The organism is Alteromonas sp. ABH4_456 (genome assembly GCF_056160645.1).
In genome coordinates, this window is the sequence record NZ_JBSWXO010000002.1 from 130,483 (window position 1) to 155,832 (window position 25,350).

A 25,350-nucleotide genomic window follows, 5' to 3' on the forward strand; every position below is an offset into this window, starting at 1 on the left:
GGAGGACACATGAGTCGTCAACAAGCACAACTGGCTGTCGCGCAGGACATCGTCAGCGGTGTAGCCCGCGCCGGGAGTGAACAACAAGACCCGGTGAGAGCTGCCGCGGAGATTTACCGTGCACTTGCTCCCTGTGAGCCAACCTGTGTAGTTTTTTACTGCTGCACCCGCTATCCGCTGGAATTATTAGCGCGGGAGTTATCCCGTTATTTTCCGGACATTACGGTGATCGGCTGTACTTCTGCAGGTGAAATTACCCCGCTGGGCTACAAAAAACACAGCATCAGTGCATTCGGGCTGAGTCAGTCCCTGTTTGCTGTGGAATCTGTGCTGATTGAAAATCTTGCTGCGTTTACCAAAAGCGATGCGGATACGCTGGTTGACGGTATGCTGAATAACCTGCGCAAAAAGGCTGTCACGTCTTCACCCATTGATAAGCAATGTTTTGCACTGTCGCTGCTCGACGGTTTATCTGTGCGTGAGGAACTGGTGATTAATGCATTGAGCGAGAGCCTGCATGAAATCCCGCTGGTAGGTGGTTCCGCCGGTGACGATCAACATTTTGTTGATACTCAGGTGTTTTACAACGGCAAGTTTTACAGCGACGCTGCGGTGTTTATGTTGGTGAATACGGCCTGCAATTTCGAAGTATTCAGTCAGCATCATCTTGCTCCCATGCAGGAAAAGCTGGTCGTGACTCAGGTCTCGCCGGATTTACGGGTAGTGCAGGAATTTAATGCCGAACCCGCTGCGCTGGAATACTGCCGTATTAACAATCTGAAGCTGGAAGATTTGAATTCCCGCACCTTTGCCATGTATCCGCTGGCAGTTCAGATTGGTGATCATCTGTATATCCGCAGCATTCAACAGGTAAATGATGATTTAAGCCTTACCTTCTTCTGCGCCATCGATGCCGGTGTTGTGCTTACCCAGATGACATCGCCGGGCTTGCTGTCGCATACATCAATGATTTTCAATTTGCTGGAAGAATCAGTCGGTGAAATTCAGTTACTCATCGGTTTTGACTGTATTCACCGCCGGGCGGAAATCGACGAGTATCAGCTTGAAGAAGATATGTCTGAACTGTACATGGAACACAATGTCATTGGCTTTAGCACTTACGGTGAACAAATCAACGGGTTACATCTGAACCATACCTTTACCGGTGTTGCTATAGGATATCCACGTGACCAGGCCAACCCAGACCTTACCCTCACATAGCCCTTATCCGGCAGTCAATAACGACGTCGCTTCAGACGAGCTGGAGCGCCTGCGTTACGAAAATGAAAAGCTGACCAAAATAAACGCAGTGCTGATGCGCCGTGTTGAAATGGGATGGGGCAACCACAGCGATGCCTATCAATCTTTCGAAGATGCCGCTCTGCTTGCTGACAAAGTCAAAGAACGGACATTTAAGTTACAGCAAACGCTGCACCGTCTGGAAGAATCGAACCAGCAGTTAGACCAGGCCCGCCATGACGCTGAATTAAGCCGGATTTCTTCTGATCAGGACCGCCAGCGTCTTACAGATGCCATAGAAAGTATCTCCGAATCCTTTGTTCTGTTTGATGCCGACCGCAAAATGGTACTGGTGAACAACCGCTGCCGTGAATTCTGGACCCGCTTTGGCATTGCTTTTGAGATTGGCGTTACCACCTTTCAGCAAATTACCGCAGCATCACTGCCTCTGGTTGATCACAGCTGTAAAGTACAGAGAAAAGTCAGTGCTTTTCCTGAGTCCATTACCCAGACCATTTTCAAACTGAAAGACGGCACATGGATCCAGATGTCTGAGCGTAAAACCGCTGAGAACGGCCTGGTGGTGGTATACACCGATATCACCAACATCAAAAAGACAGAAGAGTTGCGTTATCAGACGGCCATGGCTGAGCAGGCCCAGTTGCTGAAGTCGACGCTGGAAAACATGACAGAAGCGGTGGCCCTGATCAACGAAAACAACGAGCTGGAAACCTGGAATCAGCAGTTCCTGGAGTTCGCCGGCTTGAAAGAAGCCGACGTAAAACGGGGTGTAAAATACAACCAGTTGCTGGCAAACAGCGCCCTGCGTGAAGTGCCGGCCTTACCCATGGACGAATGCCTGAACGATGATGGCTTTGGTGAAACAGAGGTGGTGCTGGAAAACGGCATCGTATTGCTGTTCAAAAGCCACCTCATTCCTTCCGGCGGCATGCTGAACACCTTTACCGACATCACTGAACGCAGTCATCATCAACGTGCGCTGCAGGAAAGTGAGCAACGCATCCGTCTGATTACCGATGCTATGCCGGCACTGATTTCTTACGTCAATAAAGACATGTGCTATGAATTCGTGAACCGGGAGTTTGAAAAATGGTATCACCGCTCCCGCTCGGAAATCATCAGTCACCATCTGCGTAACGTACTGGGCGAGCAAACGTTCAGTAACCTGCAAATATATATTGAACGGGCAATGCTAGGGCAATCAGTCAATTTTGAAGTTGAAAGTACACTGGATAACGGCAACAGCCGGATTTCCAACAAAACCTACATTCCTCACTTCGATCAGGAGCGCAATGTAGTCGGCTTCTTCGCACTGGAGCAGGACGTTACCGAGCAGCGGCGCACCGCTAAGGCACTTAAGCATGCTTACGATTACATGGAACAGCGTGTAAACCAGCGTACCAAGAAGATTTCTGAGATAAATGCCCAGTTGCGCAAAGAAATTGAAGACCGTCAACTGGCGCAAATCCACTTGCTGGAAGCCAAGCGGGAAGCAGAGCACGCTAACGAGTCAAAAAGTAAATTTCTCGCTGCAACCAGCCACGACCTGTTGCAGCCAATGAATTCAGCCCGTTTATTTGTCAGTGCACTGGCAGAGCAGACGCTGCAACCGGAAGCACAGAAACTGACCAGTTCACTGAGCTATTCGCTGGAGAATCTGGAGTCGCTGATCACGGCACTTGTGGATATCTCCAAGCTTGAGGCCGGTTTGATAGAGCCGGTGCTGGACGACTTTGCTGTGGAAGATCTCATGAACAACCTTGAGAATGAATTCCGTCAACAGGCAGAAGCCAGAGGCCTGAAATTCCGTTTCCGCAACTCTTCCCGTGTAGTGAACTCGGATGGCTATCTGCTCGCCCGTATTCTTCGCAACCTGCTCAGTAACGCTATCCGGTATACCAATGAAGGCGCAATCCTTTTAGGTGCCCGCAGACGGGCACATGGTCTGGAAATTCAGGTGTGCGATACCGGGATCGGCATTCCCGAAGATAAACTGAGTGATATCTTCCAGGAATTTAACCGTGTTGAAGCGAAGAAACGGCGTCATGACCAGGGACTGGGCTTAGGTCTGGCTATTGTGGATAAACTTTCCACCGTGATGAACCATAAAATCCATGTGACGTCCGTTGAAGGCAAAGGCTCCTGCTTTACCGTTACCCTGCCCTACGGCACCCAACGATTAACGTCTGACTTGCCCCGTAAATCCGCCGTACAGGACAGATTTAACAGTCATCTTGAAGGCGCAAACCTGCTTATCATTGATAACGATGAAGCCATTTGCGCCGGTATGGAAGAGTTGCTTGGCGGCTGGGGAATTCAGGTGACCAGTGTGCAGACACTTGAAGATTTGGGTAAAGAGGGCTGGCTGAAAGACTTGCAACCCGACATCATAGTCGCTGACTACCACCTTGATGACGGCGACACCGGTTTCGACGCCCTTGAAATCGTTGAGCGGGAACTGGGAACCGGCACGCCGGTCATTATGATTACGGCGAATTACACCAATGAATTACGACAGTCTGTGCGGGCAAAAGGCTACTCATTACTTAATAAACCGGTGAAACCCCATAAAATGAAACTGGCCTTAAGCAACCTGATGTCGAAGAAGGCCGGGGAATAACTTCAGGCGCCATGACGTGAACTAAGCCAACCGCTTTGCAGATTCGCGCAGGGCAAACTCCCGAAGTGTTTTAAGTTGCGGGCTTTCTGTTTGCCAGTAATGCCAGTACAGAGGCGTATCCACGTGATAACCCGGCATCAGGTCGACTAACTCGCCGTTTTCCAGTTCTTTATTCAGTTGCAGCACAGGTAACAAGCCGTATCCTATACCCGCCAGCATAGCTTGTTTAAACCCTTCAGAGGATGGACACAGATGCACCAGAGAGGGTGTGGTGCCGTTTACTTCCTGTAAAAAATCGTGCTGAAGCCTGTCGTGTTCATTAAACACCAGGCAAGGGGCATCGCTGAGCTGTTCAGGACCGGAAATGTTGTACCGGCGAATAAACGCAGGGCTCGCAATCACTTTATACCGGAGTGCGCCCAGTGAGCTCACTTTGCCCCCGTTTACCGCTTCTGCTGATGAGCATATGCAAACCATAACCTCTCCCGCTTTCATGCGCTGCAAGGCGATGGACTGATCTTCCGTGATGATTTCAAACTGAAACTGACACCCCGGTTCTTCTTCCGTAATTGCCAGTGCCGCCGGTAACCAGGTGGCCAGTGAATCCACGTTAGCCACAAGCTTTACAGTCAACGGACCGGATTGAACATCGTGACCGGCAATACCCTGAACGTTCAGAGCCACTTCAAGTTGTCTGACTTGCTGCAGATGATTAAGCAGTCTTTTGCCCAGTGCCGTTGCAGAAGGAGGCTGTGTCCGCACCAGTACCGGCTGTCCCAGCAGTGCTTCTAACTGATGAATGCGTTTACTGACCGCCGACTGGGTCAGAAACATTTTCTTCGCCGCTCTCTCAAAGCCTTTTTCCGCAACCACATGGGACAGCGCATCAAGTAACTGATAATCGATCATGAATTTCAGGAATGTATAGATAGATATAGTCATTAGATTAATAGTAAAAATGCCATTAATCTAGCGCCTGTGTGTTGTCATCAACTGTTGAATTACTGACCGGGAGCCCGTTGTGCAATCATTTTTATCCGGAATGGGATTAGGTATGAGCCTGATCATTGCTATTGGTGCACAAAATATCTGGGTGCTCAGTCAAAGCATGGCCGGTGCTAACCGGCTGGCAATTGCCCTGACCTGCATACTCTGTGATGCCGTACTGATTTTTCTCGGCGTTTTTACCGCCAGTGAAATCAAAACCTGGATCCCGGGACTCATTCCCTGGCTGACCTGGGCAGGTGTAACATTTCTGCTTTATCTTGCTTTTGGTGCGGCCAAACGGGCTTACGAAGGGTCGTCGGGCCTGACTCTTCATGCAGAAAAAGCTGCCAAAGCATGGTGGAAAACCAGCCTTGCCGCGCTGGCAATCAGCTTACTCAACCCTCACGTATATCTGGATACCGTTGTTCTGCTGGGCAGTATCGGTGCGCTGCAACCTGAACCGCTGGTATTTGCATTTGGGGCGACAACCGGTTCAGTATTGTGGTTCGGCAGTCTGGTGCTGTTTTCTCCGGCACTGAAAAAGCTGCTGAAATCCCCGCTTCGCTGGCGTATTTTCGACAGCATTATTGCTGTAGCACTCTGCGCCATCGCCTGGCAGTTATACAACACACCTGCTGGCTGAACCCGGCAAAGTCTCTTTCCAGTTTGTCAAAGTGTGAGCGATAGAATAGTATCACTTAAGTGATACTTGAGGATCCACCGGAGACAGAGTGTATGAAAGTAGAATTGGTCACATCGCTTAAGCGGCAGGCGACAAAAATTCTTGCTGATTTACGTGATACAAAAGAACCTGTTTTGATAACAGAGCATGGCATACCTTCAGCTTATCTAGTAGATGTAAGTGACTATGAGTTTATGCAAAACCGCTTGTCTCTTCTTGAAGGCATAGCGCGGGGAGAGCGTGCTCTCTCTGACGGTAAAATTATCAGTCATTCAGAAGCTCAAGATAGCATGTCAAAATGGCTGAAATAATATGGACAGAACCAGCGTTATCAGAGCTGAATGATATTGCTGAATATATTGCGTTAGAAAATGTCGCTGCGGCTAAACAACTTGTTCAATCAGTTTTTTTTAAAGTAGAGCGCCTGGAAGCCTTTCCTGAATCCGGACGAATTCCGCCAGAACTTGAGCATTTAAATTATCGTGAAGTTGTTGTGAGTCCCTGCCGGATTTTTTACAAACGGGAAGAAGACAAGGTGTTTGTTTTATACGTCATGCGGGAAGAACGGGATTTACGTAAATTTCTCTTAAGTAATAAATAATACCTAAGCGACCAGCCATGCCGGCCAGCCACTTCCGGTAAATTCTATTCTGTTTTTTCAACGCATCAGATAGTGATTGAAATCGATACTCGCCGCACACAATGCAGCCTGAATCCGGTTATGTACATTCAGCTTATTTAAGATGGCCGAAACATGGGCTTTAACGGTGGTCTCCGCAATATTCAGCTCGTAGGCGATTTGCTTGTTCGATTTGCCTTTCGCAATACACTCAAACACCAGCAGTTGTCTGCGAGTCAGTGCTGCAATTAATTTAGGGTCAATTTGCTGCGCGCTGTTCTCATCTTTCGGCTTGCCGGTACCACTTTTACGGATAATATCCGGTGGCAGATAAACCTGGCCGGAAAGCACCTGCTCTAACGCAGCGACAATCTGTTCACAGCTGGATGACTTGGTGATAAAACCCACTGCCCCATATGTAAATGCTTGCAGCACCACATTTTTATCTTCTTCCGCAGAGACAATCACAATAGGGATTTCGGGAAATTGATTACGAAACCGTACAATGCCGTTCAGGCCGTCCATACCCGGCATGTTCAGGTCTAACAGCACCAAATCAATATCAGGATTCTCTTCAGCCACTTCAATTGCAGCATCAAGGTCTGTACAGGTAATGGTTTTTGTTTCTGCTATATTCCGCTCGACAAAGTCGGTAATGGCATAGCGAAACAGTGGATGATCATCTGCAACCAGGATTTCTACCATAATTGTAAACCTTTTGTTAATTCATGACTGATAGTAGTAAATTCCGCACAGGCCTGTCGAGCACTATGCACGGGTTATTTACCCGGCTTCTTCTTTTGTTGCATTCCACGTTTAGGATCGTAGCCCCAAATTGCAATCCCGCAGAATACGACGGTAGTTGCAAAGGTGACCCAACCTGCGGTGGGATTCCAGCTCTCATATAACGCAAAGCGAATCAGTTCTACTGCATGGGTAAAAGGATTATGTTGCGAAATCCAGTATAACCACTCGTTCGACTCTTTCAGTTTCCACAACGGATACAGCGCAGATGAAAGAAAAAACATGGGAAACACCACGAAATTCATTACACCGGCAAAGTTCTCCAGTTGTTTGATGAAAGATGACAGCAAAAGCCCCAAAGCGCCAAGCATTAATGCACCAACCAGCAATGCCGGTGCTGCGTATATGTAGCCCATAACCGGTACTTCGATACCCAGCAGATACGCCAGCAAAAAGAAGGCATAGGCCTGCAGTAACGAAATAATAGCGCCGGCAATGAGCTTACTTATCAGTAAAAACGGGCGGGGAAGCGGGCTGGTGAGCAGCACTTTCATACTTCCCATTTCACGGTCGTACACCATGGACAGTGAGCTTTGCATGCCGTTGAACAGCAAAATAATGCCCGCCAGACCCGGCATAATGTACACGTCATAAGTAATGTAGGTGTCATATGGCGGGATAATAGCGATACCCAGTGCAGCTCTGAAACCGGCGGCAAAAACAATCAGCCACAATAACGGCCTCACAAGGGCACTGACCAGCCGCGCCTTCTGATGCCAGAAACGCCACATCTCCCGCACCACAATGCCTTTGAATGCCATCCAGTACTTCATGCTGCGTCATCCTGTGTAGTCAGTTGCCGGTACAGGGCTTTTACGTCACCGGCCTGATATTCAGTGAGTGCAGTCTGACAGGGCATATCCAGTAAAATGCTCCCCTGATGTAACAGGATAAGATTATCTTCAGGCAAGACTTCATCCACCAGATGGGTAGATGACAACACCGTAATGCCCTTCTCAGAGCACAGGTCGCGAATATGGCGGTTTATGCTGTCTCTGGTGGGCATATCCAACCCCACACTGGCCTCGTCGAGCAATAAAATGGCGGGTTCATGCAGCAACGCGCGGGCAATTTCTACTCTGCGGCGGTGGCCACCGTTTAATGAGCGCACTTTCTCATGCTGCCGCCCGGTCAAATCAAATCTGGCCAGTTCCCGCGCTATGGCGTCTTTCGTTGCAGAGGCAGACATGCCGTGCAAGCCAGCGTGGTAATTCAGGTTCTGGTAAACGGTTAAATCTAAGTCCAGCGTGCTTTGCTGAAACACGATACCCAATGCCGCTAACGCCTTGCGCGGGGCTTTGGCTGTATCATAACCGCCGACAAAAATGTCACCTTCCGCACTTTGCAGCAACTGACAAAGCAGGTTAAACAGCGTACTTTTACCCGCGCCATTCGGCCCAAGTAACGCGTAGAAACGGCCCTGTTCCAGGTTCAGGTTCACATTGTGCAGTACTGCCTTTTGCTGATAACCGAACTGCAAGCCAGCGACAGATAACGCTAAACTCATGGCTTCACCGCCACGCCCCAGGGATAACGTCCCACTTTCAGGGTTTTGATTACTTTTAATTTATCTGTATCGATGACTGATACATCGCCACTCACACCATTGGTGGTAAACAGTAAAGACTGATCGTTGGCGAAGGCCAGTTGCCATACGCGACGTCCCACCAGCAGATAATCCAGCACTTCATAGGTTTTCGCATCGACCACCGCTACGTGATTCGCCGGACCCAGTGCTACAAACGCATATTTACCGTTATCAGTCAGTTTCACGCCCACAGGCTGAATTTTATCCCTGTGTACACCCGGAATTTTGAAATTAATCACCTGCGTAATCGCTTTACTGTCCACATCAACAATGGAAACGGTTCCGCCAATTTCTGAAGAAGCCCAGACAGTTTTGCCGTCTTTGGTAAACTCCACGTGGCGGGGACGCTGATCGACCAGTGTGTTGTCTACCAGTTGCTGATTTGAGGCGTCAATCCAGTGCAGCATATTAGTGGTTTCAGAGGTATTAATAACCCATTTACCATCGGGACTGGCGGCCATGCCTTCAGGCTCTACACCCACGTCAATTTGTGCAATCACATCCCGTTTTTCCGTATCAACAACGGTGACTACGGCATCGTCTTCATTGGCGATATACAGATGATGGTTATTAGGATGCAGCGCGAACTGCTCGGGATCTTCGCCGGAAGGCAGGTTATGGATGATCCTGTTGGTACTCACATCCAATACCTGCACTGCGTCGGAATCGCTGGCGCAGATATACAGATATTTGTAGTCATTGCTGAAAATAATCCCCCTTGGCCGCATACCCACTTCGATGGTTTCAATTACTTCCAGTGAACCGGTATCAATGAGGGTCAATGTGTCATCTTTTTCGTTCGACACATAAGCAACACCCGCCAAAGCAGGGGTGGCGAACAGCATCATTGCGGGGAGAACCAACGACTTCATACTTACTCCTTGACCATGGAACAACGAACTTCCGGCTTGTCATACCCCAGCGTATCTAAATCCGTCACGGGATGAAGAAAACCTTCCTGAGGAGATTGGGAAACCAGAGATTCCGGCTGCACTAACGGGATGGGCTGACGCAGTTGTCCGTTCCACTGGCGGAAGGTCAGTTTGCGTCCTTTGAACGCTGCCAGCTCGAAGTTATCGCTCATAAGGTATTGATAAAGCGTAGCAGAGTTATTCGATTTTGTTCGGGTGACCGCTTCAGCAACGGCTCTGACAGCAAGCCAGGCGTTAAAGTCGTCGTCATTCATAGGGCGCTGATTCGCCTCAAAAAAGCGGTTTTGCAATTGGATAGCTCCCCACTGCTCAATACTGCGATGCCAGGAAGCGGCTTTGAGTCCGTGGGTACCGGCTACCGGACGGGGCAACCAGGTGTTATAGGGCAAATAAAAACCAAACAGGTTTTGTGTATCTGCCACCAGCACCACGTCATAATCTTCCCCCTGCGTCAGGGCGGGCACTTCCTGCTGGGAAGTACGGCGTAAATCCGTGTCGAAGGTCCAGGTTTTACGCCCGGTAATTTTGGTGCCAAAGCGCTTTGATGCCCGTTCAAAGGCCTGCGCCATGGCTGTATCGCCTTCACCGCTGCCAGAAACTAAAAACCATTCCCGCCAGCGTTTTGCCATCAGAAACTGACCCAGCGCATCGCCCAGCATGGCGTAACTCGGGGAAGTGTGCAGTAAACCGGCCCGGCATTGATTTAGCCGCCAATTGTCAGATTTGTTTGTTGCATTGAGCATCAGCCCGGCGTCCGCACCGGGCAGGGCCAGAATTGCCTGCAAGGTACTGTCGGGCACATCCAGGATCAGAGGCCCGTTATTGGCTGTCAGCCACGCCTGTACTTTGCCGGTAAGGGCTTCCCCGCTGGCATCTTCCAGTACCGTCAGCGCGTAGTGATGTTTAAGAAAGCGACCGGTGGTATTGGAATCATCCGTCCCCAGCAAAGCGCCGGCAACACCATTGTTCGCAGGAGTTTTAAACAGCGCCAGTGAGGCAGAAGACGTCAGTCCGGTTTGTTTTACATAGGCTATATTTACCGGTAATTCGTCAGCAAAGGATTGTGTGACGGGCACCAGCAGGCTTAGCAGACACGGCATAGCCAGCAACCGCATCACATAACTTGATGCAGCTTTCAGCGGTATTGCCAGGCCTGGTGTCGCCATTATCGTTATTAGTGGGGCGAACATACCGGTACTCCTTTTGCGAAGGTGAACTAAATACTAGTTGATGACCAGTCCATTATGAATGAGCACAAAGGATGAAAGGTTTACTACCTTAGTACAATTGGACGCATCCGGCATATCACCTACCTTTTAAAACGTGTCTGGTTATGTCGCAAACACAACAAAACCTACTCAAGTTGTCCGCCAACTCTAACCAGCATTGACACTATCTGACAACTTTTGGAGATGTATAAATGAAAAATTTCTCAACCATATTGCGTAGTACGCTGGCAGCGGTTATCGCTGTATCTTCAGCGCAGGCCCTTGCTCATGGCGATGTTACACCACAGGCAGTGGACACCAGCGCGTTACCTCAACTGGGCGAGGAATGGAAAGCCACAAACCCTTACACTGGTAATGAGCTGGCAATTAAAATTGGTGACTCTGCCTACAACCAGAACTGCGCCCGCTGCCACGGCCTGGAAGTTATTTCTGGCGGTATCACTCCGGATCTGCGTAAACTGAATGACGAAAACGAATTTTTTAGTCCGGAAGAAGCTGACGACTGGTTCATGATGCGTATCCGTAACGGTGCAGTTATCGACGGCCGTGTTTACATGCCGCCATTCGAAGGCATCCTTAGTCAGGAAGCAATGTGGGCAATCAAATCTTACATCGAAACTCGCGGCACCCCCGAGTAACAGCTATGGCTCGCTTATTACGTTGCTGGATAACGGGCCTTGCGCTGGCTGCCTTTATGGCAGGCAGCGCTTTTTCTGTTCAGGCCCGAAGCTATGACGATATTATTGAGTCAGGCTATATCACCATTGCGGTCTACAATAATTTCCCCCCTTATTCTTTTCTGGACGATGAATCTCCTGCCGGTGTCGACATTGAAGTAGGAAAAGCCATCGCTGCAGGATTAGGTGTTGAGCCACGCTGGATGTGGATTAATGCCGATGAAAATCTGGAAGATGATTTACGACAGGCAGTATGGAAAGGCCATATCATTACCCGCCAGAAAGCGGATTTGATGTTGCGTGTTCCTTACGACCGTAAATTCAGTTACGGCATTGACGGATACGGTCTGCCCCGTAATGAAATGGTGGTGATGTTCGGCCCTTATCACCGTGAAAAATGGGCCCTTCTGAAGAACACTGAAAAAACTAATGGCATCGACACACTGGCGATTTTCCAGTACGAGAAAATTGCCGTGGAAATCGACTCACTTCCCGACACCTTTTTAGGTTCGACCATTGGCGGCCGTTTGCGCAAGAACATGGTACACACAACAACCACCTTCGATGGCATAGACCTGTTCAAAAAAGGGGAAGTCGCCGCAGTCGCGGGCATGCAATCTCAGCTGGAGTGGGCACAGCCAGCCACTGATACTTTCACTATCAATGCTACCGGTCTTGCAGCAATGAGCATTAAAGCCTGGGATATTGGTATGGCGGTGAAAACGGATTACCGGCAGTTGGCTTATTCTATTGAAGACATCACCGTCCCTATGATCGAAGACGGTCGTATGAAGGCCATTTTTGACGACTACAAAATTACCTACACGGTACCCGGGTTATACGCCGGAGAATAACCGGGATAACGGGGAGCGTGGTCCCGGCATCAACACGCTTCCCATTTTTATATTAGATATTTCCCGTCTTTTTCAGTACTGATTCATCCCCAAACACACTGTTCCGCGATCATCATGATTTGTTATGCAGACCACATATTCTATTGACCTGAGGTTATTTACCTGTGCTTCTCACCCTCCCTTTTTGACCCGTTTTTCAGGGTACTACTACCAAGGGAGTAAAAATGATAATCCAAGGTTTAATGGTTGTTAAAAAAACATTAGCTAATACTGACCATGTCGTCGTCCGAAGATGTTCTATGCTTAGGGTCCGGAGGGCGGATTAACAATAATGCAAGGCCGTAAGAAGAACGTTCCCAACTAATACAACTGTTTTTCAGACGAGCCGCTTGTGTAAAAAGGTGGAAAGACCACCGAAGCACCTGTTGAACTACTGGAGAAACCTGATGAAAAGTCGAACAGTTTCACGTCACCTGATTAGCTCTGCTGTCGGTCTGGCCTTGTCTCTTAGCACCTTAGGCGGTGTTCAGGCGGCAGGCGTTACCGATAAAGACATACTTAACGACGCTAAAACCACCGGCGATATTTTAAGCTATGGCATGGGCCCGCGCGGACAGCGCTTCAGCCCGCTGGACACACTGAATACCAAAAACGTTAAGAAAATGCACCCTGTGTGGGCTTTCTCGCTAGGCGGTGAGAAGCAGCGCGGTCAGGAATCACAGCCTCTGGTACACGATGGCGTGATGTTCGTAACAGGTTCTTATTCACGTATTTATGCCATTGACGTTAAAACCGGTGATGAGCTGTGGCAATACGAAGCCCGTCTGCCAGACGGCATCATGCCTTGCTGTGACGTTATCAACCGTGGTGCAGCACTGTATGACGACCTGGTTATCTTCGGTACGCTGGATGCGATTCTGGTCGCCCTTGACCAGAAAACCGGTAAAGTGAAATGGCGTAAGAAAATGGGTGACTATAAAGCAGGTTACTCATTCACTGCTGCGCCTATGATTGTTAAAGGCATGGTTGTAACAGGTATCTCTGGTGGTGAATTCGGTATCGTAGGTAAAGTTGAAGCCCGCGATGCGAAAACCGGTGAACTGGTATGGACCCGTCCGACTGTTGAAGGTCACATGGGTTACCTGAACGGTGAAGAAAACGGCATCACCGGTGGTGAAGCAAACAAAACCTGGACTGGCGACCTGTGGAAAACCGGTGGTGCAGCAACATGGCTTGGCGGCACCTACGACCCTGACCAGGATCTGATTTTCATGGGTACAGGTAACCCTGCACCATGGAACTCTCACTTACGTCCCGGCGACAACCTTTACTCTTCTTCACGTCTGGCTATCGATCCTGACACAGGAAAAATCGTTTGGCACTTCCAGACCACACCACATGACGGCTGGGATTTCGACGGCGTAAACGAATTGATTGCGTTTGACTACAAAGAAAAAGGTAAAACCGTCAAAGCGGCCGCAACGGCTGACCGTAATGGTTTCTTCTATGTACTAAACCGTGAAAACGGCGAATTCCTCCGTGGCTTCCCGTTCGTAAGCGGTATCACATGGGCTGAAGGCCTGAATGATGATGGTACGCCAATTTACAAAGAGGGCGGTCGCCCGGGTAACCCTGCTGAAAGCGAGAACGGTGAGAAAGGTGAAACGGTATTCTCAGTACCTTCATTCCTGGGTGGTAAGAACTGGATGCCTATGGCGTATAGCCAGGACACCGGTCTGTTCTACGTTCCGTCTAACGAATGGGGCATGGACATCTGGAACGAGCCGGTAAGCTATAAAAAAGGTGCAGCTTACCTGGGTTCTGGTTTCACTATCAAATCTGTTTACGAAGATCACATCGGTTCACTGAAAGCCATCGATCCTAAAACCGGTAAAACCGTTTGGGAATATAAAAACAACGCACCTCTGTGGGGCGGTGTTCTGGCCACTGCGGGTAACCTGGTCTTTACCGGTACACCTGAAGGCTATCTGATGGGCTTCGATGCCAAAACAGGTGAAGAAGTTTACCGGTTCAATACAGGTTCAGGCATCGTAGGCTCTCCGGTTACATGGGAAATGGACGGTGAGCAATACCTGAGTATCTTGTCTGGCTGGGGCGGCGCAGTACCTCTTTGGGGTGGTGAAGTTGCCAAACGCGTAAAAGACATCAACCAGGGCGGCACTGTCTGGACCTTCAAGTTGCCTCGCTCGTAACGCGGGCATCGTAGCAGGGCTTTGGTCCCACAACCCTGTTACGAGTTTTTCTTCAAAGAGCTGGTATGGACCTGACGCCGGCTCTTTTTTTAAGGACCCGCCTCATGACAGGATTCATCCATACTGCCTTTTTAAGAACCTTCTTCTTTATTTCACTCTGCTTTAGCGCATGTGCTGTTCTGGCTGAAGAAGTCAGTATCGATGATTCCCTTATTCAATCCATTTTTCCTAAAGCCACGCTCATTGGCGAAAAGCAAACCGGTGTCCCCGTGCAACCGGTTTATCAGTTACAGGAATTGCTGGGCTATGTATTTGCCAGTAACGACCTGGTGAATCTGCCGGGCTTTTCCGGCACCCGCATCAACCTGCTAATTGGCATCGACACCGCCGGAAATGTAAAAGGCATTCGGATAATTAATCACCACGAGCCCATTTTCCTGCACGGGCTCGGCCCGGAACCCATGCTCAATTTCATAAATCAGTATGAAGGTCTGAATGTGGGACAGCGGGTGATTGTGGATTCCGCCGCAAAGAATAATCCCGACGACCCCTCTACGGTGCATGTGGATGGCGTAACCAAGGCCACGGTGTCGGTGATCATCATCAATGACACCATTTTGTTGTCTTCGCTGAAAGTCGCACGTCAGTTATTGTCCGGGTTCGCCAGCTCCCCGCTGGCCACACCGAAAGAGATGTATGAAGAAAAAAGCTGGCAGCAGTTACTGGAAGAAGGTCTGGTTCGTCAATGGCGTATCAGCCAGCAGAACATGGCTGACGGCTTCAACATTGAGCTTGATACATTCCCCGGCGATACCTTTGACCTTTCCTACGATAACTTCGACGTGTATTACGCCTACCTGAACGCCCCGACTATCGGGCGTAATTTGTTGGGTGACAGCGAATATCAACGTTTAATGGGTATTCTCAAACCCAATGAGCAGGCATTTCTGGTGATGTCGGAAGGTTTCTTCAGCTACCAGGAAGACGACTTCAAACCCGGCACGGTAGCCAACCGCATTTCGCTGACGCAGAATGATTTGCCCTTCCCCATGCGGGATTTAAACTTCTACAGTTATGCCGACCAGCAATTGAGCGCAGGCATGCCTGAGAGCGACGATGTACAGGTATTCGTGGTAAACACCCAGTCCGGATTCAACCCCGGCGATACCATGTCGCTGAATCTGAACATTGATATTGCCCGCAACCACCTCATCCGCAATCAATTGCACCTGCATGACGACTACAGCCTGCCTGAAAACCTGTTTGATTTTGCCGAAGCCGCGGTAGAGGAAGCGCCGAAAGCGCCCTGGGTACGCATCTGGGAAAACCGCATCGTCGATATTTCGGTACTGGTGGTGAGCCTGATTCTGGTCACGTTGATTTTTATCTTTCAGCATCGATTATCGGCGAATGAGAAGCTATTCCGCCGGGTTCGCTGGAGCTTCCTGACCTACACACTGATTTTCATCGGCTGGCTGTGGCAGGGACAGCTTTCTATCGTCAATATTTATCCAATCTTGCAAAGTGTGATCAATGGTTTCGACATCAATATGTACCTGATGGACCCCATTTTGTTCGTCCTCTGGAGCTACGTATTCGTCAGTCTGTTTATTGTTGGTCGCGGTATTTTTTGTGGTTGGCTGTGCCCGTTTGGCGCACTGCAGGAAATGGTGGGCTGGGTGGCGAAAAAGCTGCGCATCCGTCAGAAGAAAGTGCCTTTCGACGCTCACAGTAAACTCTGGTGGGTTAAGTACGCCATTCTGATTGGCCTGGTAATCACCTCTTTCGCCTCAGTGAGGGTAGCTGAAATTGCCTCAGAAGTGGAACCGTTCAAAACCGCTATTACACTCCAGTTTGTGCGTACCTGGCCATTTGTGCTGTATGCGGTTGCCCTGCTGGTCGCCGGGCTTTGGATCAATAAATTCTACTGCCGCTATGTCTGCCCGTTGGGCGCTGGTTTAGCGGTGCTCGGTTACTTCCACGCCGGTGAATGGCTCACCCGTCGCAAGGCCTGTGGCAACCCCTGTACGCTCTGTCATCACAAATGCGACATCAAAGCCATCACGCCTAAAGGTGATATCAATTACAACGAGTGCGTGCAGTGTCTGGAGTGTATTGTTTATTACAACAACGATGATTTATGCCCACCGCTTAAGAAAGCAAAGCGGCAGGAGAAAGCGGGGCGCAATGAAAAACAGCGCAAAGGCGATGTAGAAATTTATACGCCGGCCTGATTTCTGCCAGGGCACTTTTTGTTATTCAGGCTTAGCAGCTTGAGGATCTTTTCGGTCCAACCAGCTTTTCAACAATGCAAAAGTAATGCGTGGCCGGTCGTTATAGAAACCGTGTGCACCACCTGGCACCACAGCCAGTTCTGCTCCCGGTGTCAGAGCCAGATAATCCTGTACGGTATCGATACGAGCTGAATCGTACTGGCCAATCATGAACAAAGTATTCATCGGGTCAATGTCTGCCAGTAAATGGGTGGCATCGTAGCTTTTCAGCACGCCAGTAGATGAAAACTCACTCGGTCCCCACATCTTGTTGTAGATAAGCGGATTAAAGCCGTTGCCGCCTACGTTCCCGTAATAGGCTCTGGCCGCTTCGGTGCCAATACCCCGAGTGTAATAAACAGAATAAAGTTTGGTGTAAGCCTTACGACAAACGTCGCCTTCCGGTGGCTTCGCTGATTCACACTGTTTCAGCGTTGCCTGTACGTCTTGCGGGGCGGCTTTTACCAGCAGGTTTGCATCCATGATCCAATGTGGCGTCGAAATAAACGTGCCTCCTAAAACCGTAGATACGGTGTACTGCGGATATTTAGCCGAGTATTCCAGAGCCAGCGCCGAGCCCCAGCTATGGCCCACAACATGCCATTTGCTCAGCCCCAGCGTTTTGCGGATAGTTTCCAGAGCATTAACGAAGCGTTCTACCCGCCAGTTGACCGGGTCATTTGGCTGCTCTGATTTACCGCTGTCGAGTTGATCGTACATTATTACCATACGGTCGTTGGCCAGCTCCGTCATACCGGCAAAGCCATTATGCGTGCCACCCGGACCACCGTGAATAAATATCACAGGTATCGCGTTTTTATGTTCAAGGCCATTTAAGCGCACATAAATTTCGCCGCCTTCTACCGGTACCATCAGTTCCTTTTCAGGCTGAGCCCAGGCTGCGGTTTCTGCCACCGAATTGAAAGACGTTACACAATAAGAGAGAACAGTGAGTACTGATAAAGCCACAGCTTTGGCTGATGACGGGAGTTTGAAGCGCATGAACTAATCCGGTTTGTAGTCGTTATTCTGGGAACAAAAAAAGGCGCTTAGAGTAGCAGATTATCCATTACCGGCACAAAGCGGTCAGCCGCACGTTTCAGACTGTCGGCAGTCAGCGCTTCAACACCGTACACCTCCACTTCACATTGGTGCTTTTCCCGCGCACGCTGAACCAGCAAATCAAAATCACCGTCGCCGGATACCAGTACAAGTACGTCGCAATATTCCGCTGCTTCCATCATATCCAGCGTTAGGCCCACGTCCCAATCGCCTTTGGCACTGCCGTCGGCGCGTTGGATAAACGGCTTAAGCTTCACCTCAAAGCCAATAGCCCTGAGAATATTCTGAAACTGTTTCTGCTTTTCGTCGTTACGATTGATGGCATACGCATTGGCAGTCATCACTTCCCTGTCGTGAGTCACCTCAGCCCAAAAACGGTTGTAGTCGAAGTTGCGCTTAAACGCACTGCGGGTGGTGTAATAGACGTTTTGTACATCGACAAAAATACCGGTTTTTTTCACAACAGACCTTAAATACTTAAATACTTAAATACTTAAATACTTAAATACTTAAATAGCGTTAACCATCAGCAAACCCGGAGCAACCTGCGTAGCGCATACTGACTATAAAGGTTGTCATTCTAACAAAAACGCTCTCTGTCCGTTGCAAAAGAAAACCTTATTTGCAGTTCATGTGAAAACAGGCAGAGTGATATAGGCGATGAATGATCCTTAGGAATTAGAAGCCATTTTCTCAACCAGATAATCCACAAACACCCTCACTCTGGCCGGCATGTGTCGCCCGCCAATAAACACAGCGTGGATAACTTCTTTGTCTTGTGGATTGAAGTCTTCCAGCAGTGGAACAAGTTGTCCCGATGCGAGCGCCTGTTCGATATGAAAGTTGCCGACCCGGGTAATGCCAATATCAGCCATGGTAAGTTCAACCAACGTTTCACCATTGTTAGACGTCATATTTCCTTCTATGGGCAAAATATAATCTTCACCATTTTCACGAAAAGGCCAGCCGGGCTCTATGCGCTGGAAGCTGAAATCCAGGCAATTAAAGTGCTTTAAGTCGGCGGGGGTTTCAGGTATACCCGCCTGCGCTAAATAATTGGGTGATGCGACCACAGTTCTGCCGGTTTCACCTAAGCGCCTGGCGGTTAAATTGCTGTCAGGTAAAGGACCAAAGCGTATTGCGACATCGATGTGTCCGTCGGCCACATTACTGATTTTATCGCTCACTTCGACTTCTATTTTGATGTTGGGATAGCGCTCTAAAAACTCTTTGTACAAGGGAATCATGGTTAGACGACTGTAAGCCGTTGCGGTACTCACTTTAATCAAACCGCTTGGGCTGGCGCGATCAGCAATGGCGCGCTCGGTCTCTTCGACATCTTTTAAAATCCGCCTGGCAGCCAGGGCGTAAGATTCGCCTTCACTGGTTAAGTAAAGTTTGCGGGTAGAACGGACAAGCAGCCGTACACCTAAACGCTTTTCTATGCGGGTCATCATCCGGCTCACTGCCGATGGTGTCAGGCCCAGTTCTCTTGCTGCTCCGCTTAAACTGCCGAGTGTCGCCACCGTTAAAAAGGTTTCCATTTCAGCCGTTTTATCAGCTTTAACTTGTTTCATTTGTGAATCCAATGCAAAACAGATTAGCTTCTCACCCCACTACTCGGTGATTCTTTATGTCGTTATATTCCCTAACATCATAAATAAACCTGAGTTCAACATGAAGATTAACTTTCCACTGATGGCACTGGCCATTGGTGCTTTTGGAATTGGTGTAACGGAATTCTCTCCTATGGGAATGTTGCCTGTGATAGCAGATGACTTAGGCGTCTCTATTCCAACAGCGGGCATTCTCATTAGTGCATATGCTTTCGGGGTACTGGTGGGTGCGCCGGTCATGACTTTACTGTTTGCCAATATGCCGCGCCGTCGCCTGCTGGTTTTGTCCATGGGCATTTTTACCCTGGGTAATTTAATGAGCGCGCTGGCCGACAGTTACAGCGCATTGATGATTAGCCGCATTATTACCTCGTTCAATCATGGCGTATTCTTTGGTGTTGGTGCTGTGGTAGCAACTCAGTTAGTGCCGCCGAATCAACGCGCCGGGGCGGTTGCGGCAATGTTTTCAGGGCTTACTATCGCGACCGTTGGCGGTGTGCCGCTGGCAAGCTTTGTAGGCACAACGCTGGGCTGGCGAAATGCGTTTCTGGGCATTGCGGCAATCGGCTTAGTGGCAATGATAGCCTTGCGCTTTAGTTTGCCTCCGTTGGTGAATCAGGAGAAGGCGAACATTCGTAATGAATTAGCCGTGTTAAGCAAGGGTTCTGTATTGGCAGCGCTCCTGTTAACAGTGGTAGGTGCCAGTTCTATGTTCACGGTATTTACCTACATCGCGCCTATTCTGCAACAAGAAACCCATGCTTCAACCACCTTTGTAACGGCCATGCTGGTGCTTTACGGCGTGGGGCTTGCAGTAGGCAATGTGCTGGGCGGACGCTATGCCGATCGCACTTTGTACGGCACGTTAATCGTGTCATTAATCGCGGTTATTCTGCTGCTGGTGATCTTTACCGTTACCATGTCTTCTTCCGTTATCGTTGTGCCACTGATTTTCCTTTGGGGCATTGCCAGCTTCGCTGTGGTTCCACCGCTGCAATCACTGGTGGTTCAGGAAGCCAGCGAAGCGCCGAATCTGGCATCGGCAATGAACATTGGTGCGTTCAATCTTGGCAATGCGGTTGGCGCAGCTTTAGGTGGCGGCGTTATAAGTGCAGGTCTTGGATTACCTGCGGTGGCCTTAGCTGGCGCAGGCACCGCACTACTTGGGCTACTCATGGTGTTAGTTGCCAGCAGAAAGAAAACAAGCTTTGCTTTAAGCACCTGGCCGGAATGAATAATTAGATAACCGGCCAGCAACAGGATGCACCTGCCTTTCGTGCAGATGCCTTCAAGGGGCTGACAAACTTCTTCTCTCCCATACAACTTCCATATCCATCTCTCCGGCTACCGCATCTTCGGCTAAATTTTCCGCACATCCGTCTCAAAACCGGGACTTTTACATTTCAGGGTTATAGCGTAGGCAATGCAACACTATAACATTACTAAAAATAACAAGGTTCGGGGAACACATGTCATCCAGAAGACAGTTTTTGAAATATTCAGCGGCATTTGCCGCATCATCTACCGCTTTATCTTTATCTGCTCAGCAATTTGAAAGTCCGCTTGGTTCAGCTGCAACCGTGGCCCGAGATGAGAACTTTTGGCAAGTCGTACGCAGTCAGTTTGATGTGCAAAACGACATCATCAATCTGGAACAGGGCTACTGGGGCAAAATGGCTAACCCGGTTCAGCAAGCCTTCTTTGACCACACGAAGAAGGTCAATCATGCCATGTCCTGGTACGTGCGTAAGCAGTATAAAGCCGATTTTCTTGCCGCGCGGAAGTCTGTTGCTGACGCTTTAAAAGTTAAAGATCATGAGATCATGCTGACCCGCAACGCCACTGAATCATTTGTGAATTTGCTCACTCAGTTCAATGATTTTAAGGCAGGTGATGAAATCTTGTGGGCAGATATCGATTACCCCGCCTACCAGGACATGATGGTCTGGTTAAGTGACAGCAGAAACGTTAAAGGTCACGAGTTATCACTTCCGGCCTCCGGTACAGATGATGATTATATTGATGTGTATCGCAAAGCATTTGAGCGCAATCCACGTATAAAACTGATGCTGCTTACTCATGTGAGCAATCAGCATGGCCTTGTTATGCCGGTTAAGCGTATTGCACAACTCGCGCGGGAACATGGCATCTATGTTATCTGTGATACCGCTCAGTCCTGGGGATTACTCGACTTCACGCCGGATGAACTTGGTGTCGACTGGGCAATTTTCAATTTGCACAAATGGATTGGTTCACCGGTGGGTGTAGGCGCTCTGTATATGCGGGAACAAACCTTAGCTCCTGTAATGCCCTTTCCGGGCGAAGACCCGGGCGACAATGACGTGGCTAACCGCGTACATCTTGCAACGTCTGACTTCGCCAGTTTCTTAAGCGTGCCGGATGCACTGGCATTTCACCACAAAATTGGCGGCAAAAATAAAGAAGCGCGGTTGCGGTATTTGTGGGAAAGCTGGACGCTACCGCTGAGGGAAAACCCTGAAGTTGAAATACTTGGCGCAGCCAGCTCAGCTAATGCATCTGGTATGGGTGGCTTTCGTTTAAAAGGCAAAACCAGCCCCGAAGAAAATCAGGCGTTACAAAAACGCCTGGAAGAAGAATTCGATATTTTTACCGTTGTCAGAAACGACTTATCCAGCGGCAGTAATATTAGGGTGACACCGCAAATTTTTACGCCGGTTGCCCACATGCAGAAGCTGGCAGAAGCGATCACCACAATCGCAGGCTGATAACAGGGCGCACCAGCGCCCTTGTTAAACGCCCTTCACCGTAATTGACGTGACATCCCGTGATACCGCCACGTCGCTGAGCAGTTCGACAAAGCGCCTCACCTGTTGCGATTGCACAGGGGCGGCTTCTGGCAACTCACAATGTAACGTGGCATCACTAAGACGCTCGTACACGACTTCCCGTCCACCAAGGTCAGCAAACTGACCGGCATTCCTGATACGGTAATAATCATTAGCCAGTGTGATGGCGGGCATTGTAAACAATCCTTCATCTGTAACGCGACTGACATTGGCACATACCAGCGTTTCCAGTGCGTCACCAACCGTTTTGCTTTGAATGAAAGTAGCCAGCGGCTTAGGCCATTCACGACCCACATAGCGCTGTCGCACCACTTCTTTTAAATGCGCGTCGGTAAATCGCAGATAGTCCGGTGCATCCAGAATGGTGTTATCCCAGTTTATCAGTCCCGCCTGCTTGCGGTATTGCCACTCTTTAGCATACACAGGGAACAAAGTATCAAAACGGGCAACTTGCTGCTGAATGATGGTATCTACCTGAGCGCTGCCATCATTGTTCAGGGTAACCACGCTGTAACCCGGCTGATAGGCAGCCAGCGACGGCACCTGCACATTCACCAGCCCGCCGGTGTCTTCAGGTTTTGCAATGTCGTACAGGTGCATGTGCCCTGCCATGTGCAGCCGCAATCCGAGATCAGAGAGGATCTGCGTTGTCGATGCTGACGGCATACGTTTTAGTTGCATACCGGTGTCTCCGAACAGCTCAGCCAGTTGTTTTTGTGTGTTGTCGTAGAAGTCCGCCATGGGAAAATGGCTGAATGCAATCAGGCGCTTGTCTAGCTCTTCTGCCCGCTTTACCACGCCGGCGATCCAGTCAATGAGCTCAGGTTTATAGTCCATCAGCGCGTTGTAACCTGCATTCCCTGAACCATTGAACTCCAGCGACGAAACCTTACCTTTGGGCGTGTACACATTGGCGTCGATAGCCAGTAACCAAAGGCCCTCTACCGGTTCAATCAAATAGCTGGCATCCGGCATAAAAATACAAGATTCCCCGTTCTCTTCAGTCGGGTTGCTCTTCTCGCCCGTATTGCTTTCCTCACTTCCGTTGCCGGGGTCGCACCAGCGCCAGCCGCGCTTACTGACATCGGCTGTCCCAAAGGGTGTTTCATACAACACATCCTGCGATGACGGGCTGAAGCCCTGTGATTTGAGGGTTTCCATGATGTCAGCGTAGCCCCATTCCCGCAGTGCATTGCTGCATTGCCATGCAGATTTATTCAGGCAATCAGGGTGATCAGGACTCATCACCGCCACTTCTTTACCGTTGCGATGCAAGAAGTCTTTCTTTCCTCCGGCACGGGAGAAGGGTCGCACGGGGTCGTGGTTGCCGGTAATGGCAAAAAAGCGCATGTCGTATTTGCCCGAGTATTCAGCCAGAATGTCAGCCAGCGCCTTCACATTGGCGGGCTGGCCGTCATCAGAAAAATCTCCGGGCAACGCCACCAGCTTAATACCTTTGGCAGCAATCTCATCCAGAGCTGCGCGAAAAACAAAGTAGTTTTCATTAAACAGCCGGGTACTGTTGAGCTGTGCCTGCATACTGCGCATCAACACCGGCGTTTGTGCTCCCTGCGAGCTGTCACCTGAGATCGGGGTATCAGCTATCAGTGGCAGTTCAGATGCATCCAAATCTTTAGCTGCAGCGAAGAAATCATGCAAGTGAATGTCTGCAAGAAAGGCAATTTTTACTTCCTGTTCTTTCTCCTGATAATTAGTTTCCGGCGTTTCCGTTTTTGCCACATCTACGTCGCAGCCAGAAAGTAACAACATGGCAACCGTGCCAGCCAGCCATCTCATCAACAATGCACTTCCCATTTTTAGTCCTGAAAGCTGATAAACCAAAGTTAAAAACACATAAAAACTGCGTCCCAATTCACATAGACGCACACTTTGAGAAAACGGGGACAAATATTACCCAATGTCACAAAAACTTCATCTGCAATGTGACAATTTTATGAATATTAATAGGTTAGCAAGTTTTTGTTGTCCCCGAAATTTTGTTTTTCGCATCTTCCTCACACATGACCTGTGAGAGAAAACCAATGCGACTTTTAACTACCCTGCTTTTATCCATTGCGGCCACGCAACCCACGTTTGCAGATGCGCTGACGGACTATCAATGGATTGGCTCGCACAACAGTTATAAGCAAGGTTTACCAGCGTCGGTTTATCAGTTTTTGGCCAAAAACAATCCGCGAGCTGCCAAACAAATTAATTACGGCCATGGCACTCTTGAAGCACAGCTGGATTCCGGTTTGCGTCAGTTAGAAATTGACGTGGTGAATGACCCCACAGGCAATCAATATGACAAACCGGAACTGGCCACTCGCCTTGGCGAAACCTGGCTAAGTAATGAGGCTCAACGGGAGCTGGCACGACCGGGTTTTAAGGTACTGCACATACCTCACGTTGATGTGCAATCTCACTGCACCGGTTTTGCCGCTTGCCTGAACAAGTTAAAACGCTGGTCTGAGGCCCATGCTGACCACTTCCCTGTCGTGGTACTGATGAACACCAAAGAGAACCAGCCTTCTTTTGTAAATAGCCCTGCGCCTGCGCCGTTCACCGCCGCCACTTATGACCAATTGAATGACGTCATCCGCACAGTATTAAAAGAGCGCGTAATCACCCCTGACGATATCCGTGGTGATTTCAGCTCTCTGCGCGAAGCTGTGCTTGAACGCGGCTGGCCCGACGCTGACAGCCTGCGCGGCAAATTTATCTTCGTGTTCGATGGCAACTTTGAACAAAACGCGCGCTTCATGGAAAACCATGCAGGACTGAAAGGTCGCGTGATGTTTGCCTCGTTACCAGCAAGCGATGATGGCGCCGCTTTCATGATCATCAACGCCCCGATCACGCAACACACTGAAATTAAACAGCGTGTGGCAGAGGGGTTTCTGGTTCGCACCCGTGCCGATGCTGACTTTAGTGCCAGCAATGAAGAAAAAACAGCGCAAAAAATGGCGGCGTTTACCAGTGGCGCGCAAATGATTTCCACCGATTTTTATCCGGGTTCCCCTCAGGCAAAACGTGACGGCCACGTCGTCAGTTTTGCCGATGGCGCCCTGCGCCGGAATAACCCGGTTTCCCAATAATTCACATC

General features: G+C 49.5%; 22 protein-coding genes. 12 read left to right on the forward strand and 10 right to left on the reverse strand.

From position 1 onward, the window contains the following. The first annotated feature begins 9 nt into the window (after positions 1-9). Both nosP and ACXAG2_RS03655 read left to right on the forward strand, forming a co-directional pair. Entirely contained in the window at positions 10-1,221 is a 1,212-nt protein-coding gene (gene nosP / locus ACXAG2_RS03650) for a nitric oxide-sensing protein NosP (protein ID WP_474841797.1), read from the forward strand. After that, positions 1,187-3,880, forward strand: coding sequence for a hybrid sensor histidine kinase/response regulator (locus ACXAG2_RS03655; RefSeq protein ID WP_474864640.1), 2,694 nt, complete (start codon positions 1,187-1,189; stop codon positions 3,878-3,880). Before nosP ends, ACXAG2_RS03655 begins: the two co-directional genes overlap by 35 nt. Before the next feature lie 21 nt (positions 3,881-3,901). Here the strand turns inward: ACXAG2_RS03655 and ACXAG2_RS03660 are convergent, their stop codons facing one another. Beyond that, a complete protein-coding gene (locus ACXAG2_RS03660) occupies positions 3,902-4,789 on the reverse strand; it encodes a LysR family transcriptional regulator ArgP (protein WP_474864642.1) in 888 nt (295 codons plus the stop codon). A gap of 112 nt (positions 4,790-4,901) precedes the next feature. On the opposite strand from ACXAG2_RS03660, the gene ACXAG2_RS03665 reads away from it, so the two are divergent. The 3 genes from ACXAG2_RS03665 to ACXAG2_RS03675 all read left to right on the forward strand — a co-directional run bounded on the left by ACXAG2_RS03665 (position 4,902) and on the right by ACXAG2_RS03675 (position 6,150). Beyond that, on the forward strand, positions 4,902-5,510 hold the full coding sequence (locus tag ACXAG2_RS03665) for a LysE/ArgO family amino acid transporter (RefSeq protein ID WP_474864643.1): 609 nt from the start codon (positions 4,902-4,904) through the stop codon (positions 5,508-5,510). Between the two features lie 92 nt (positions 5,511-5,602). Beyond that, on the forward strand, positions 5,603-5,860 hold the full coding sequence (locus ACXAG2_RS03670; protein WP_474864645.1) for a type II toxin-antitoxin system Phd/YefM family antitoxin: 258 nt from the start codon (positions 5,603-5,605) through the stop codon (positions 5,858-5,860). After that, the gene (locus ACXAG2_RS03675) at positions 5,848-6,150 is read left to right on the forward strand and encodes a type II toxin-antitoxin system RelE/ParE family toxin (protein WP_474864647.1); all 303 of its coding nucleotides are present in this window, start codon (positions 5,848-5,850) and stop codon (positions 6,148-6,150) included. Before ACXAG2_RS03670 ends, ACXAG2_RS03675 begins: the two co-directional genes overlap by 13 nt. 57 nt (positions 6,151-6,207) lie before the next feature. Here ACXAG2_RS03675 and ACXAG2_RS03680 read toward each other — a convergent pair whose 3' ends face one another. From ACXAG2_RS03680 to ACXAG2_RS03700, 5 genes are all read right to left on the reverse strand, one after another. Beyond that, positions 6,208-6,873: a response regulator gene (locus ACXAG2_RS03680; RefSeq protein ID WP_119502941.1), complete on the reverse strand. Its 666-nt coding sequence runs from the start codon at positions 6,871-6,873 to the stop codon at positions 6,208-6,210. 74 nt (positions 6,874-6,947) lie between these two features. Beyond that, positions 6,948-7,745, reverse strand: a complete 798-nt coding sequence (locus ACXAG2_RS03685; protein ID WP_474841804.1) for an ABC transporter permease — start codon at positions 7,743-7,745, stop codon at positions 6,948-6,950. Further along, positions 7,742-8,479 (reverse strand): ATP-binding cassette domain-containing protein, encoded by a 738-nt coding sequence (locus tag ACXAG2_RS03690; protein ID WP_474841806.1) that lies wholly within the window; start codon positions 8,477-8,479, stop codon positions 7,742-7,744. The genes ACXAG2_RS03685 and ACXAG2_RS03690 overlap by 4 nt, the downstream gene beginning before the upstream one ends. After that, positions 8,476-9,432: a YVTN family beta-propeller repeat protein gene (locus ACXAG2_RS03695; RefSeq protein ID WP_474841808.1), complete on the reverse strand. Its 957-nt coding sequence runs from the start codon at positions 9,430-9,432 to the stop codon at positions 8,476-8,478. The genes ACXAG2_RS03690 and ACXAG2_RS03695 overlap by 4 nt, the downstream gene beginning before the upstream one ends. Positions 9,433-9,434: 2 nt before the next feature. Next, the gene (locus ACXAG2_RS03700; protein ID WP_474864649.1) at positions 9,435-10,682 is read right to left on the reverse strand and encodes an ABC transporter substrate-binding protein; all 1,248 of its coding nucleotides are present in this window, start codon (positions 10,680-10,682) and stop codon (positions 9,435-9,437) included. A 230-nt stretch (positions 10,683-10,912) separates the two neighbouring features. Between ACXAG2_RS03700 and pedF the strand changes: the two genes are divergently transcribed. From pedF to ACXAG2_RS03720, 4 genes are all read left to right on the forward strand, one after another. Then, positions 10,913-11,359, forward strand: a complete 447-nt coding sequence (gene pedF, locus ACXAG2_RS03705) for a cytochrome c-550 PedF (protein ID WP_303572225.1) — start codon at positions 10,913-10,915, stop codon at positions 11,357-11,359. A gap of 5 nt (positions 11,360-11,364) precedes the next feature. Then, entirely contained in the window at positions 11,365-12,252 is an 888-nt protein-coding gene (locus ACXAG2_RS03710; protein WP_474848418.1) for a substrate-binding periplasmic protein, read from the forward strand. Positions 12,253-12,698: 446 nt separating this feature from the next. Continuing rightward, entirely contained in the window at positions 12,699-14,465 is a 1,767-nt protein-coding gene (locus ACXAG2_RS03715; RefSeq protein WP_474864651.1) for a methanol/ethanol family PQQ-dependent dehydrogenase, read from the forward strand. A 104-nt stretch (positions 14,466-14,569) separates the two neighbouring features. Then, a complete protein-coding gene (locus tag ACXAG2_RS03720) occupies positions 14,570-16,699 on the forward strand; it encodes a 4Fe-4S binding protein (RefSeq protein WP_474864653.1) in 2,130 nt (709 codons plus the stop codon). Between the two features lie 21 nt (positions 16,700-16,720). Here the strand turns inward: ACXAG2_RS03720 and ACXAG2_RS03725 are convergent, their stop codons facing one another. From ACXAG2_RS03725 to ACXAG2_RS03735, 3 genes are all read right to left on the reverse strand, one after another. Beyond that, on the reverse strand, positions 16,721-17,740 hold the full coding sequence (locus tag ACXAG2_RS03725; RefSeq protein ID WP_474864654.1) for a proline iminopeptidase-family hydrolase: 1,020 nt from the start codon (positions 17,738-17,740) through the stop codon (positions 16,721-16,723). Positions 17,741-17,787: 47 nt separating this feature from the next. Then, the gene (locus ACXAG2_RS03730; protein WP_474864656.1) at positions 17,788-18,261 is read right to left on the reverse strand and encodes a LabA-like NYN domain-containing protein; all 474 of its coding nucleotides are present in this window, start codon (positions 18,259-18,261) and stop codon (positions 17,788-17,790) included. A gap of 210 nt (positions 18,262-18,471) precedes the next feature. Beyond that, entirely contained in the window at positions 18,472-19,377 is a 906-nt protein-coding gene (locus tag ACXAG2_RS03735; protein ID WP_474864658.1) for a LysR family transcriptional regulator, read from the reverse strand. A gap of 100 nt (positions 19,378-19,477) precedes the next feature. Between ACXAG2_RS03735 and ACXAG2_RS03740 the strand changes: the two genes are divergently transcribed. Then, positions 19,478-20,650: an MFS transporter gene (locus ACXAG2_RS03740; RefSeq protein WP_474864659.1), complete on the forward strand. Its 1,173-nt coding sequence runs from the start codon at positions 19,478-19,480 to the stop codon at positions 20,648-20,650. Positions 20,651-20,906: 256 nt separating this feature from the next. Further along, positions 20,907-22,163 carry an aminotransferase class V-fold PLP-dependent enzyme gene (locus ACXAG2_RS03745; RefSeq protein WP_474864661.1) on the forward strand — a complete coding sequence of 419 codons (1,257 nt, stop codon included), beginning with the start codon at positions 20,907-20,909 and terminating at the stop codon, positions 22,161-22,163. A gap of 24 nt (positions 22,164-22,187) precedes the next feature. Here ACXAG2_RS03745 and ACXAG2_RS03750 read toward each other — a convergent pair whose 3' ends face one another. Beyond that, entirely contained in the window at positions 22,188-24,059 is a 1,872-nt protein-coding gene (locus tag ACXAG2_RS03750; protein ID WP_474864662.1) for a metallophosphoesterase family protein, read from the reverse strand. A gap of 227 nt (positions 24,060-24,286) precedes the next feature. Between ACXAG2_RS03750 and ACXAG2_RS03755 the strand changes: the two genes are divergently transcribed. Next, positions 24,287-25,342, forward strand: coding sequence for a Ca2+-dependent phosphoinositide-specific phospholipase C (locus tag ACXAG2_RS03755; protein WP_474864663.1), 1,056 nt, complete (start codon positions 24,287-24,289; stop codon positions 25,340-25,342). The last annotated feature ends 8 nt before the right edge of the window (positions 25,343-25,350 follow it).

Excerpts from the sequence above, each read along its gene's own strand:
- ACXAG2_RS03680 (WP_119502941.1), bottom strand. The coding sequence starts at position 6,873 with ATGGTAGAAATCCTGGTTGCAGATGATCATCCACTGTTTCGCTATGCC.
- ACXAG2_RS03695 (WP_474841808.1), bottom strand. The coding sequence starts at position 9,432 with ATGAAGTCGTTGGTTCTCCCCGCAATGATGCTGTTCGCCACCCCTGCT.
- ACXAG2_RS03660 (WP_474864642.1), bottom strand. The coding sequence starts at position 4,789 with ATGATCGATTATCAGTTACTTGATGCGCTGTCCCATGTGGTTGCGGAA.
- ACXAG2_RS03710 (WP_474848418.1), top strand. The coding sequence starts at position 11,365 with ATGGCTCGCTTATTACGTTGCTGGATAACGGGCCTTGCGCTGGCTGCC.
- ACXAG2_RS03700 (WP_474864649.1), bottom strand. The coding sequence starts at position 10,682 with ATGTTCGCCCCACTAATAACGATAATGGCGACACCAGGCCTGGCAATA.
- ACXAG2_RS03725 (WP_474864654.1), bottom strand. The coding sequence starts at position 17,740 with ATGCGCTTCAAACTCCCGTCATCAGCCAAAGCTGTGGCTTTATCAGTA.
- ACXAG2_RS03715 (WP_474864651.1), top strand. The coding sequence starts at position 12,699 with ATGAAAAGTCGAACAGTTTCACGTCACCTGATTAGCTCTGCTGTCGGT.
- ACXAG2_RS03685 (WP_474841804.1), bottom strand. The coding sequence starts at position 7,745 with ATGAAGTACTGGATGGCATTCAAAGGCATTGTGGTGCGGGAGATGTGG.
- ACXAG2_RS03675 (WP_474864647.1), top strand. The coding sequence starts at position 5,848 with ATGGCTGAAATAATATGGACAGAACCAGCGTTATCAGAGCTGAATGAT.
- ACXAG2_RS03755 (WP_474864663.1), top strand. The coding sequence starts at position 24,287 with ATGCGACTTTTAACTACCCTGCTTTTATCCATTGCGGCCACGCAACCC.
- ACXAG2_RS03740 (WP_474864659.1), top strand. The coding sequence starts at position 19,478 with ATGAAGATTAACTTTCCACTGATGGCACTGGCCATTGGTGCTTTTGGA.
- ACXAG2_RS03670 (WP_474864645.1), top strand. The coding sequence starts at position 5,603 with ATGAAAGTAGAATTGGTCACATCGCTTAAGCGGCAGGCGACAAAAATT.
- ACXAG2_RS03735 (WP_474864658.1), bottom strand. The coding sequence starts at position 19,377 with ATGAAACAAGTTAAAGCTGATAAAACGGCTGAAATGGAAACCTTTTTA.
- nosP (WP_474841797.1), top strand. The coding sequence starts at position 10 with ATGAGTCGTCAACAAGCACAACTGGCTGTCGCGCAGGACATCGTCAGC.
- ACXAG2_RS03750 (WP_474864662.1), bottom strand. The coding sequence starts at position 24,059 with ATGGGAAGTGCATTGTTGATGAGATGGCTGGCTGGCACGGTTGCCATG.
- pedF (WP_303572225.1), top strand. The coding sequence starts at position 10,913 with ATGAAAAATTTCTCAACCATATTGCGTAGTACGCTGGCAGCGGTTATC.
- ACXAG2_RS03690 (WP_474841806.1), bottom strand. The coding sequence starts at position 8,479 with ATGAGTTTAGCGTTATCTGTCGCTGGCTTGCAGTTCGGTTATCAGCAA.
- ACXAG2_RS03720 (WP_474864653.1), top strand. The coding sequence starts at position 14,570 with ATGACAGGATTCATCCATACTGCCTTTTTAAGAACCTTCTTCTTTATT.